A 13,083-nucleotide genomic window follows, 5' to 3' on the forward strand; every position below is an offset into this window, starting at 1 on the left:
CAAGAATCATTATTATTCGCATACAAATTTACACTACTCTTTGTGAGTCACGTATGTCTTTTATCAAATCACGCAAAAAGATTGTTTCAACCGCAATCGCCTCTTCTCTTTCTGTTATTGCAACAGCAGCGATTGCACAAGAAGAAACAACACAACTTCCAACAATTAAAGCACAAGCGACTGCTGAACAAAGTTTAAAAGTAGATGAATCTGCCAATAAAAAATTTGTTGCACCTTTACTAGATACACCTAAGTCAGTTTCTGTGATCTCAAAACAATTGATCGAAGATACTCAGGTTACAACTTTGAGTGATGCACTTCGTACAGTTCCTGGTATTACTTTGGGTGCAGGTGAAGGTGGTAATCCAAATGGTGACCGTCCTTTCATTCGCGGTTATAACTCTGAAAGCTCTATGTATGTTGACGGTGTACGTAATTCAACTTCACAAAACCGTGAAATGTTCGCTGTAGAACAAGTTGAAGTGACCAAAGGTTCTGCATCTGCTATGGGCGGTGCTGGTACTTCAGGTGGTAGCATCAATATGATTTCTAAAGTTGCTAAAAAAGGTGACTTTTTAGAAGGTTCTGTTGCAGGCGGTACAGATAACTATCAACGTATTACTTTAGATGGTAACAAAGACTTTGGTAACGGCGTTGCAGCACGTGTTGCTGTGATGGGTCACCATAACGAAAAAGCAGGTCAAGATGATGGCGCTGAATACAAACGTGCAGGTATTGCACCAAGTATTACTTTTGGTTTAGATACATCAACTCGTGCGACGTTAAGCTATTATTACTTAAGAACTGACGATACTCCTGATTCAGGTATTCCTTACAACAATCCATTTGCAGCAACCAATGCAAATGCTGGTTTGAACGGAAATGGTAAACCTATTGATGTTGAACAAGGTGCATACTATGGTTGGACTGAGCGTGATTTTCAAAAACAAGAAAATCAATCTGGTACAATCAAATTAGAGCATGATTTAACTGATAGCCTAACCATTAGTAATACTGCTGTTTATAATAAGTCTAAAAATGATTACCTCTGGACAAACCCTGATGATTCAAAAGGTAATTTTTACGATAAAAAAACAGGCGCTCTTACAGGTAATGTGTGGGCTCGTGCGAACTCTCGTGTAGCTGATACTGATGGTTTTACTGATCAATTATCATTAACAGGTAAGTTCAATACTGGTGCTTTAAAACATCGTTTCAATATCGGAGCTGAATATTCTGATCAAGAAACAGATCGTACTCAATACATTATCGATGGATTAAATTCTACTGGTAGTGCAACTCAAGCATGTCCTACAGGTTCTATTGCTAGTGGTTGGTGTACATCAGTTCAAAACCCAAACCGTGGTCCATGGAATGGTACGATCAGTACTGAAGGTGCTGACGCATATAATATTCAAAGTAAAAATACTTCAGTTTACTTCCTTGACAATATTGAACTACACCCACAGTGGTTATTGGATTTAGGTGTTCGTTGGGATAAATACAAAACCGAACAAACCATGACTTATGGTGCACTTAATAGTGCTGTGACTGCTGCAAAACCAACAGCAAAAGCAGGTGACCAAGTTTCTATCGAAAACGATAAAGACTTTATTAACTGGCAAGCTGGCATCACATTTAAACCTGCTGAGAATGGCTCAATTTATGCAAGCTACGCAACTTCATCTAACCCAGTTGGTGTAGATGGTGGTGATGGTTCTGAAGGTATTACTGCAGCTATTAAAAACTTAAAACCCGAAGAAATTCGTACAATTGAACTTGGTACAAAATGGGATGTCCTAAACGAAAAGCTCAACTTAACCGCAGCAATCTTCCGTACTGAAAAAACCAATACACGAGCAACGACTGACACAGGTTTAACAAGCAACATCGGTGAAACTCGTGTAGATGGTCTTGAACTTGGTGTAAACGGTAACATTACTGACAAATGGGCTGTATCAGCTGGATATACTTATTTAGACAGTGAATTAGTTGATGGCGGTTTTGAGAATAAAGGAACTACAGCTGCACCAAACTATGTAGCAAGTAGCAATAATGGTAAACAAGTTCAAAACGTTGCTAAAAACTCAGCTACTCTTTGGACGACTTACCAAGTACTTCCACAGTTAAATTTAGGTGTTGGTGCTATTGCAATGGATAAAGTCTATGGCAATGCTGCAAATACTAAATTTGTACCAGGTTATGTCCGTTACGATGCTATGGCACGTTATAATGTAAACAAAAATGTTGATTTACAACTTAACCTAAACAACCTTTCAGACAAACGCTACTTCACTAAAGCATATTCTTCACATTATGCAACAGAAGCTGAAGGTCGTAGTGCAGTATTATCTTTAAACTTTAAATACTAAGTTTTCAATACACTGATCGAACTATAAAATAGCCCCTACTCTTAGGGGCTATTTTTATGCTTGTCTTTAAGTAGTTAAATTTTACCAAATATTAAAAAATATCATTATTCATATAGTTAAAGACATAATTTCATCGTTTTCATTATTGTTTTAATAAATCAAAACTTAAAAATCAAACATAATTTCCAAATATAAATAAGAATAATCACCATTGTTATTGATAAGCATTCTCATTATTATTCGCACCATTGTTACACTATTTAACAAAGTATTCATGAACTCTGCACAATTTATTTCAGAACAGTTGTGACGTGCTTATGAACATAAATTATTATTTTAAGGGATTCCAACATGGCACAAATCAAAAGCCGAAAACTCAATAAATCTGCATCATTTATTGCAATTGCTGCATCGTTGCCTTTATTTGTACATGCTGCGCAAACTGATGTTTCTCAGCTACCTACGATAGATGTTAAAGCTGAAAAGACAGAAGAGAATCCTTATAAAGTAGATAAAGTAAGTTCAGCAAAATACACACAGCCTTTGGTTGATACGCCTCAAACAGTTTCAATTATTTCAAAAGCAATTATTCAAGAACAAGGTGCAACTTCTTTAGTTGAAGCTTTGCGCAACACTCCAGGGATTACTTTACAGCTGGGTGAAAATGGGAATACCAGTGCTGGTGATACGTTCCAAATGCGTGGTTTTTCAACCCAGACTTCCACTTATCTCGATGGTATCCGCGACTTAGGTGCAATTAGCCGAGATGTATTCAACTTAGAACAGATCGAAGTTGTAAAAGGACCATCAGGCTCTGAAACTGGTCGTGGTTCAGCATCAGGTTATATCAATCTTGTGAGTAAACTCCCTTCTCTGACTAACAGCCGTTCTGTTTCAGCACGCTATAACACCGCAGAAAATGGTCGTTTATCAGCTGACTTAAACCAAGCCATTAATGGAAGTACTGCTGTTCGTCTCAATGTCATGGGACAAGATGGTGGTGTGGAAGGTCGTGATGTCGTAGAAAGTAATAGCTATGCCATCGCACCATCGATCGCCTTTGGTTTAGATACAGATACACGCTTCTATCTATATTCCCAACATGTGCGTCAACGTAATATTCCAGATGGTGGCATCCCTGCCGTTGGGCATAAAGGTTTCTGGAATGCAGACTCTATTTTAGCGACAGCACCAAAAGTAGATTTTGAAAATTATTATGGTAGCAAAAATGACTATGAAGATATTGACTCTAATTTAGTGAGTGCAAAAATCGAAAGTGATTTAGCCAACAATTTAAAGTTTACGAACTTAACAAGCCTTGGCAAAACCCAAATGGATCGAGTACTTACAGGGACTGGTGCACTCAATCGCAACAATTCTACAGATCCTTCAAAATGGACACTAACACGTTCAAGACAAGGGGTAGATCAGACCAATAAAATTTTAGCAAACCAGTCAACCTTAAACTGGAATGTTAAAACTGGGGCAATTGAACACAATGTAGTTGCTGGATTAGAACTCTTACAAGAGCAACAAATCACAAAACCGCTGGCTGCTGCAACAGGTACAACGACGACGCCTGCAAATCTTTATAGACCAAATTATAAAACTGACGTATTTGCACCAGTTACACATACAGGTGCAAAAAATGATGGTCAAACGGATACCGCGGCTGTGTTCTTATTTGATACTTTAAAAATGTTAGATAACCGCTTACAGTTTAACACAGGCATTCGTGTTGATTATTACGACACAGATTATGATTCACTCAGCGCAACCAACGTACTCAGTTCTTTTTCTGCTCACGATACTTTAGTCAGTTGGAAATTAGGCGCACTGTTTAAACCAACAGAAAAAAGTAGTGTCTATGCTGCATATGCAAAATCATTGACACCTCCAGGCAGTGCAAACTTTAGCTTATCTGCAACAGGAGCGAATAGTTCAGCAGCGAAGCCGCAAGAAACACATAACTATGAAGTGGGCACAAAGTGGGACTTGCTTAATGACAAATTAGCGGTCAATGCGGCGGCATATTACACTGTCAATGAGAATCAATTTACTCAAGATGCGATCACCCTTGAATCTGTGCAAGAAGGTAAAACTATCGTTAAAGGTGTTGAACTCAGTGCTGTAGGTAAACTAACCGATGCTTGGAACATCTCAGCGGGTATTGCTCACATGAAAACTGAGCAAGAAGATCAAATCAGTGTCAATGCAACAACTGGAGTAGTGACAAAAACTGATAATGTTCGTTGGTCACCTGAATGGACTGCAAGTTTATGGTCTACTTACAAATACAAAGGGTTTAACATCGGTCTAGGTGCTCGATATGTAGATGATCAAAAACGTGTAATCACCGACAGTACAGCTCCAGCAGCAATGCCTTCTATTCCAGGTTATGTGGTTTTTGACGCTCTAGCAGGTTATAGCTTTAAAAATGCCTCAGTGAACTTAAACGTCTATAACCTTGCAGATAAAGAGTACCTCAATACACTGAATAATGGAGGTAGTCGTGTTTCTATTGGACAACCTCGTTCTGCTGCATTATCGGTAAACTACAAGTTCTAAAAGTTCAAATTCTCCTAAATTTACATTTAGTTGAATGTCAAAAAGTAGTACATTCTTAGCGAGTGTACTACTTTATTATTTGTACAAAATATTGTTTCAAAGAGTGATCCAAGCCAATGATGTTACATATTCCAGCAGTATTAACAAAACAACAAGTCGCTGAGTTTCGAGCACAGTTACAAGATGAAAAACTTTGGCTCAATGGCAAATTAAGTGCAGGCTCACAAGCTCAACGGATTAAGAATAATTTACAAGTTGATGTTCATCACGAAGTCTACCAAGAGATCTCAACTCAAGTTTTAAAAGCGCTCAAAAACAATCTTTTGGTACAATCAGCAGGACTGCCTAAACACATTTTACAACCGATGTTAAATTGCTATCAGGACAGTGGAAACTACGGTAATCATGTAGATAATGCAGTGCAATTTTCATCACTCACAGGGCAAATGATTCGTACCGATGTGTCGATGACTGTTTTTTTATCTGATCCTGAAGAATACGAAGGTGGTGAACTGATCGTCGAAGATAACTATGGTTGTCATGAAGTTAAACTCGATGCAGGTGATGCGATCCTCTACCCTGCGACCAGTTTACATCGTGTTGAACCTGTCACTTCAGGAAAACGTATCGCGGCATTTACATGGATGCAAAGCATGGTCAAAGATGATTGGCAACGCACCATGTTGTTTAATCTAGATATGACGATTATCAAACTACGCCAACAGTTAGGTGACAATGAAGAAGTGGTGAGTTTGACTAGCCATTATCATAATTTGCTTCGTCAATGGGGAGATTTATAAACATGGCTGAAGCACAGCAAATCCTCGCGCCATTGACACAGATCCCTGCGTATTTACAAACCATTGCAGATTATGAAATTCAAGCACAAAAGCATTTGCCTGATATGGTATGGCACTATCTACAAGGCGGTGCAATGGATGAACAGAGTGTCAGAAATAATTTACAACAATTTCAAAATATTCAACTCGTTCCAAGATTGCTCAATGACCTGACGCAAGGTTCTACCGAGATTGAAATCTTTGGACAGAAATTTCCGCATCCGATTTTTCTTGCACCGATTGGACATCAACAACAGTTCCATCCTGATGCAGAAGCAGCCACCGCTTTGGCAGCTGAAGTATTGGGAAGCAATATGGTATTGAGTACCTTTACCAATACCGACATGCGACATTTAAAACAAGAAAATCCTTTGAAATGGTTTCAACTGTATTGGCAAGGTGATCGTGAAAAATCATTGGCTTTGGTACGCCTTACAGAGCAACAAAATTTCAAAGCGATCGTGATTACAGTAGATTCTCCACATACAGGAATTCGTGATCGTGAGCGTCGTGTGTTTTTCCAACTACCCGAAGGCATGCAACATCCACATACACCTGCACATATTCCCCTACCTGAGTTAGAAGCGCATCAACATCCTGTATTTGAAGGTTTAATGCACATTGCACCGAAATGGGCGGACATCGAATTTATCATTGCAAACACAGATTTACCTGTGATTTTAAAAGGCGTACTACATCCGCTTGATGCTAAAAAAGCAGTAGAAATCGGTGTGCAAGGCTTAATCATTTCTAATCACGGCGGGCGAGTTTTAGATACTTCTATTTCCCCACTGAAAGCCTTAGAAAGAATCAAAGCTGTTGTCCCTGCTGATTTTCCACTCTTACTCGATGGCGGTATCCGTCGTGGAACTGATGTATTTAAAGCTTTGGCAATGGGTGCTTCTGCAATCTTGATTGGTCGCCCTGCGATTTATGGCTTGTCCGTTGCAGGTGCTTTAGGTGTGGCGCATGTATTGAAAATCTTGAAGGAAGAATTTGAAATTACCATGGCTTTAATGGGAACAGCTACCGTGAAAGAAATCAATAAAGAATTTATTTTTCAAGATTAAGCTTTTTAAAGGAAATTTTTCTCTCAACTTATATTTTTTGTGCAAATTAAGGAAATTATTTCCAAGACAACTGTTTTAGAATTAATCTCAAGTTAAACCATTTGCAAGTCATCCGTATATAAGCTGAGTTATATTACCCACGATGAAGCTTATTTAAATTTACAGCATTTTTTGTAAAAACACTTGTAAATTGAGCAGATAGACACAATCTATATATGTAGTAAGTTGCATTTATCCCTTGTCTTTACCGAAGCAACGAGCAACAAGAACTACACAAGGAGTTACCTCATGATGTTGGCTGATCCAAGTAAAAAATATCGTCGCATGTATCAACGTGTAGACTTGCCTGACCGTCAATGGCCAAACAACGAAATCAATAAAGCGCCGATTTGGATGAGCACGGATCTTCGTGATGGTAACCAAGCGATTTTTGAACCAATGAACATTGAACAAAAATTCAAAATGTTCCAAATGTTGGTGAAAATTGGCTTTAAACATATTGAAATTGGCTTTCCATCTGCATCACAAGTGGATTTTGATTTCACTCGTAAATTGATCGAAGAAGGTCATATTCCTGATGACGTTTATATCGAAGTTTTGGTACAAGCACGTGATCATTTGATTGCACGTACTTTTGAATCTTTACAAGGTGCAAAACGCGCGATTGTGCATATCTACAACTCGAACTCGCCAACCTTCCGTCAAAAAGTGTTGAATGTTGATGTTGCGGGTGCAAAACAATTGGCAATCAATGCTGCAACCAAAGTCAAAGAATATGCTGCAAAACAGCCTGAAACAGATTTTATTTTCCAATACAGCCCTGAATGCTTTACTGCAACTGAATTAGAAGTTGCGAAAGATGTGTGTGATGCTGTGACTGAAATTTGGGAAGCATCGCCTGAAAATAAAGTGATTTTGAACTTGCCTGCAACCGTTGAAGTTTCAGGCCCTCACGTTTATGCAGACCAGATTGAATGGATGCACCGTAACATCCAACGTCGTGATGGCGTGATCATTTCAGTTCATTGTCATAATGACCGTGGTTGTGGTATCGCAGCATCTGAATTGGCAATCATGGCAGGTGCAGACCGTGTTGAAGGTTGTGTGTTTGGTAATGGTGAACGTACTGGTAACGTCGACGTTGCTGCAATCGCATTGAACATGTACACCCAAGGTGTGCCATGTGAATTGGATTTCTCAAATATCAATGAAATCATTGCTACTGTTGAAGAATGCACAGGCTTACCTGTACATCCACGTCATCCGTATGCAGGTGATTTGGTCTTCACAGCATTCTCAGGTTCACACCAAGATGCGATTAAAAAAGGTTTCGAGTTCCAAAAGAACGAAGAAATGTGGGATATGCCTTACTTACCAATCGATCCACGTGATTTAGGTCGTGACTACGATGCAGTGATTCGTGTTAACTCACAATCAGGTAAAGGCGGTATTGCATACTTGTTGGAATCGAACTACAACGTCGTATTACCTCGTCGTTTACAAGTTGAATTCTCTCAAGTGGTTCAACAAGTGGCTGATGATGAAGGTGTGGAAGTGACTGCACAGCAAATTTGGACATTGTTCAAAGATACCTATGTCGCGGCAAAAGATGCCCATTATTCAGCGAAAAACTATCGTTTGTCGGATGAAAATGGCAACCAAGTGATTGAACTTGATATTGAAGTGAATGGTGAAACTCAGCATTTACGTGGTGAAGGTAACGGTCCTATCTCTGCGATCTTGAATGCACTTCAATTGCCGATTGACGTCTTGAACTATGAAGAACGTAGTATCAGCTCAGGTGCACATGCAAAAGCTTTGGCATTGATCGAACTACAAGTTCAAGGTAAAGGTAAGTCTGCATTCGGTGCAGGGGTTCATGACAATATCGTCACCTCATCTATTGAAGCGATTATTGCAGCAACCAATCGCTTGATTGATCAAGGTGTACTTAGCACAGATCAAGTGATTGCTGCTGCTGTATAAATCAAGGCGAATGTGCCTGATCGATATAAGCCATATCAATTAAAAGACTTTAGAAAGGATGCCTCTAGTGGTATCCTTTCTTTTATGTATTCATTAGAAATGAGTATTTTCACGAATCAAAGAATGAACAACTTTACAGGCTAAAGTGCTATTAAATCAGGAATAAAAGTTCTTTCTCCTTAAGCGCAATAAAGCATTGCTTTGTTAAAGCGCAAGAGGTCGTTGGAGATGGTTCAGATGAGGGGAAATAATTACCTCTCCCTTACCCTCTCCTAAAAGGAGAGGGAACTTTCTTTGTGAAAGATAGTCAAGTTCAAATGATCAAAACTAGTCGTTTTCCGATCAAAAATTGATTTATGAAAGTTACCTCTTTCTCAAAATTTAAGGCGAACATTTCCTGTGTCTTTTCCAGCTGATTCGGTGGGGATCGTAACCCCACAAAAGTTTGAATTTGAAGAACCTTTAGAACTTGAGTGTGGTCGAATGTTGCCACGCTATGAAATCATGGTGGAAACGTATGGCGAACTGAATGCAGATAAATCCAATGCGATTTTGATTTGTCATGCACTTTCAGGGCATCATCACGCTGCGGGTTATCATCATGAAGATGATAAAAAAGCGGGTTGGTGGGATGCCTGCATCGGACCAGGAAAAGCCATTGATACCTCAAAATTCTTTGTGGTTGCACTGAATAATATTGGTGGTTGTAGCGGTTCTACAGGACCAACTTCTCCAAATCCTGAAAATGAAAATCGTCCTTATGGACCAGACTTCCCTCTCGTCACTGTACGTGATTGGGTTAAAACTCAAGCCTTGCTTTCAGATCGTTTGGGCATTGATGTATGGTACTCGATCATTGGTGGTTCATTGGGTGGTATGCAGGCTTTACAATGGTCAATTGATTATCCTGATCGTTTGAAAAACTGTGTCATTATTGCTTCTGCACCAAAACTATCCGCGCAAAATATTGCCTTTAACGAAGTGGCACGTCAGTCGATTTTGTCAGATCCAGACTTCCACAATGGTCGCTATTTAGAACATGATAGCTATCCAAAACGTGGCTTAATCTTGGCACGGATGGTGGGTCATATTACCTACTTGTCTGAAGAAGCGATGAAACAAAAATTTGGACGAGATTTAAAATCTGGCAAATTTATGTATGGTTTCGATGTTGAGTTTCAGGTTGAAAGCTATTTGCGCTATCAAGGCGAACAATTTAGCCGTAACTTTGATGCTAATACTTATTTAATAATGACCAAAGCCTTGGACTACTTCGATCCTTCTCGTGAATATGAGCAGTCACTCACCAAAGCATTGTCTAATACTAAATGCCGTTTTATGGTAATTTCATTTACAACCGATTGGCGTTTCAGTCCGCAACGCTCACAAGAGATTGTCAATGGATTGATTACCAATCATAAATCAGTCAGTTATTTAGATATTGATGCTGAACAAGGTCATGACTCATTCCTGTTCCCTATTCCGTTGTACGTCAAATCCTTACGTGCATTTTTAGGTGGTACTGAACACCTCAATTCAACACCTAAGGAGACTGTGTAATGCGTATTGACCAACAACTTGCAGAAAAATGGATCAATCCTGGTGCAAGTGTGCTCGACTTAGGTTGTGGTGATGGTGAATTATTGTCACAAATGAGCAAAAAACACCAAATTCAGGCCTACGGTTTGGAAATTGATCAAGAAAAGATTGCAATTGCAGTCAGCAAAGGGTTAAATATTATCCAACAAGACTTAAACCTCGGTTTGGGACGCTTTGCTGACCAGTCTTTTGACTATGTGGTCATGGCACAGGCTTTGCAAGCTGTAGATGCACCCGATGTGCTTCTGCGCGATATGGTGCGTGTGGGGAAACAAGCAATTATTACGTTTCCTAATTTTGCGTATTGGAAAACACGTTCATTCCTTGCTTTGAAAGGGATGATGCCTGTTTCTGATGCCTTACCGTATATGTGGTACAATACACCCAATATCCACCTATGCACCTTTCGTGATTTTGAAGCCCTGTGTGCTGAAAATCAGATTCAAATTATTGACCGACTCGCTGTAAATGGGAACCAACAAGGCAGTTTTTTAAGCAAAGCTGTACCGAATTTGTTTGGCGAAGTCGCGATCTATCGAGTGAGCGCTATATGAAAAAATTATTATTAGGCAGTACATTATTTTTTGGGCTGCTCAGTATTCAAGCCCATGCGGACTATGTCCCACAACAACAGCAATCTGTTTCACAAATGGCTGCGCAATATGCGCACATGGATGTGAATTCTTTGCAAAAAGCAGCGAAAGCTGGACAGCCTGCAGCTCAATTCTATTTAGCTGCACATTACCAAGCTGGTAGTGGTGGTGTTGCTAAAGATTTAAAACAAGCTTTTACTTGGTTTAAAGCTGCGGCTGATCAAGGTATTTCATCGGCTCAACTGAATGTGGGTCGTATGTACGCCGATGGTCTAGGTGTTTCTAAAAGTGAAACTTCTGCTCGCCAATACTTTGAAAAAGCAGCAAGCCACGGCGACAACCGTGCCAGCTTTAACTTAGCAGTGATGGAAGAGCAAAAGAAAAACTACATGGGTGCTTACCAGTGGTATGAGCTTTCAACACGTGACGGTATGTTAGACAATAAAGTCATTAACATGTCTCAAACTAAGAAAACAGCGTTGGCTGCTAACTTAACTCAAGATCAAATCCGTACTGCAACTCAACGTGCAGACCAATGGATTCAAGCACAGTAAGTTCAAGTTTAAAAATAGAAAGCACCGTAAGGTGCTTTTTTATTGCCAATAACACAACATTTGCCTATCCAACGTCGGCTTCGTGAATAAGAGCCATATTTTTATAGAATAAGAACTGTAATGATGAACTCAATATTTAAATAAGAATACGGAAGTTAGAATGAAATCAGTTGTCTGCCAAAATGCTGAATTAACAATAGAACACCTCGCAGAACTTAAGCCCTCCAAAGGACAAGTACTACTTGAAGTCGTCCGTTGTGGAATCTGTGGTAGTGATTTACACATGCAACATAACTGTGACCATATGCATAATCTTGCTGCAAAAGTTGGCTTTCAAGGCTTGGCTAAAAACTCAGATAAATTTGTCATGGGACATGAATTTTGCGGAAAAATCATGGATTATGGGCCAAAGACACGTAAAAAGTTCAAAACAGATACGCTCGTCTGTGCCATGCCTTTATTACAATTTGAAGATTTAGGCTATCAATCCACGGGATTATCACCAAATGCATCGGGTGGTTATGCAGAACAAGTTTTAGCACAATCTAGTTTAATGTTTGAAGTTCCAAATGGTTTAGATGCTGACAGTGCTGCCATGACTGAACCGATGGCGGTTGCTTTGCATGCCGTTCGACGTAGCCGAATCAAAAATAGTGAACCTGCTATCGTGATCGGTTGTGGTCCTGTAGGGCTCGGTATTATCTTAATGCTCAAAGCAGCAGGCGTGAAAAAAGTCATTGCCAGTGACTTCTCTGCCAATCGTCGTAAACTGGCTGAACGTTGTGGTGCAGATATGGTGATTGACCCTGCGCAAAACTCCCCTTTTGAAAATTGGAAAGAACTCGGTTTATTGGGTAATGCTGCCGATGCGCTCAATTATGGTTTAGGTATTTTCGATAAAATTCAGGCGACAGGCATGCCATGGTGGCATGCTTGGAGAGTTGCAGATAAATTAGGTGCATTACCCAAACGTGCAGTGATTTTTGAATGTGTCGGTGTACCTGGAATTTTGCAACATATTATTGACGGCGCACCATTATTTTCAAAAATCATTGGTGTAGGTGTTTGTATGCAAAGCGATCGTATTGAGCCTGCTTTGGCGATTAATAAAGAAATCGAAATGCAATTTGTACTGGGTTATACGCCTTTAGAATTTCGTGACTCATTACATATGATTGCAGAAGGCAAAATTGATTGCTCACCACTGATTACTGGAATCGTAGGTTTAGATGGCGTGATCAATGCTTTTTCTGCACTACGTGATCCTGAGTTACATGCAAAAATTCTGGTTGACCCAAAGAAAGCTGGTTCTGATATTTCAATGAAATAATTTAAAGAAGCCCTAATCTGCCATACTTTATTTAAACCAATTCGATTTAAAAACAAGTATGGCTTTTGATTTGAAAATGAACTTTCTAAACTGATCTTCATCAATCAGGATAATATTTCTATTTTTCAAATTATGCTCAGAATCCGTTAAACTACTCCTCACGATTCAAACT

The 13,083-nt window shown here is 39.4% G+C and carries 9 protein-coding genes; all 9 read left to right on the forward strand.

The features are described from left to right. The first annotated feature begins 53 nt into the window (after nt 1-53). The 9 genes from EXE09_RS03900 to EXE09_RS03940 all read left to right on the forward strand — a co-directional run bounded on the left by EXE09_RS03900 (nt 54) and on the right by EXE09_RS03940 (nt 12,911). Entirely contained in the window at nt 54-2,372 is a 2,319-nt protein-coding gene (locus tag EXE09_RS03900; protein WP_130116406.1) for a TonB-dependent receptor, read from the forward strand. 351 nt (nt 2,373-2,723) lie between these two features. Further along, nucleotides 2,724-4,940 (forward strand): TonB-dependent siderophore receptor, encoded by a 2,217-nt coding sequence (locus tag EXE09_RS03905; protein WP_130116407.1) that lies wholly within the window; start codon nt 2,724-2,726, stop codon nt 4,938-4,940. 116 nt (nt 4,941-5,056) lie between these two features. Continuing rightward, entirely contained in the window at nt 5,057-5,740 is a 684-nt protein-coding gene (locus EXE09_RS03910; RefSeq protein ID WP_068973061.1) for a Fe2+-dependent dioxygenase, read from the forward strand. A 2-nt stretch (nt 5,741-5,742) separates the two neighbouring features. Next, on the forward strand, nt 5,743-6,849 hold the full coding sequence (locus EXE09_RS03915; RefSeq protein ID WP_130116408.1) for an alpha-hydroxy acid oxidase: 1,107 nt from the start codon (nt 5,743-5,745) through the stop codon (nt 6,847-6,849). A gap of 288 nt (nt 6,850-7,137) precedes the next feature. After that, on the forward strand, nt 7,138-8,835 hold the full coding sequence (gene leuA, locus EXE09_RS03920) for a 2-isopropylmalate synthase (RefSeq protein WP_087552384.1): 1,698 nt from the start codon (nt 7,138-7,140) through the stop codon (nt 8,833-8,835). Nucleotides 8,836-9,234: 399 nt separating this feature from the next. After that, the gene (metX, locus tag EXE09_RS03925) at nt 9,235-10,395 is read left to right on the forward strand and encodes a homoserine O-succinyltransferase MetX (RefSeq protein WP_068973058.1); all 1,161 of its coding nucleotides are present in this window, start codon (nt 9,235-9,237) and stop codon (nt 10,393-10,395) included. After that, nucleotides 10,395-10,988: a methionine biosynthesis protein MetW gene (metW, locus tag EXE09_RS03930; protein WP_068973057.1), complete on the forward strand. Its 594-nt coding sequence runs from the start codon at nt 10,395-10,397 to the stop codon at nt 10,986-10,988. Before metX ends, metW begins: the two co-directional genes overlap by 1 nt. Further along, nucleotides 10,985-11,581, forward strand: coding sequence for a tetratricopeptide repeat protein (locus tag EXE09_RS03935; protein ID WP_130116409.1), 597 nt, complete (start codon nt 10,985-10,987; stop codon nt 11,579-11,581). The genes metW and EXE09_RS03935 overlap by 4 nt, the downstream gene beginning before the upstream one ends. Before the next feature lie 160 nt (nt 11,582-11,741). Next, nucleotides 11,742-12,911, forward strand: coding sequence for a zinc-binding dehydrogenase (locus tag EXE09_RS03940; protein WP_130116410.1), 1,170 nt, complete (start codon nt 11,742-11,744; stop codon nt 12,909-12,911). Nucleotides 12,912-13,083 lie beyond the last annotated feature (172 nt).

This window comes from Acinetobacter sp. WCHAc060025, assembly GCF_004209355.1.
Lineage (GTDB): Bacteria > Pseudomonadota > Gammaproteobacteria > Pseudomonadales > Moraxellaceae > Acinetobacter > Acinetobacter wuhouensis.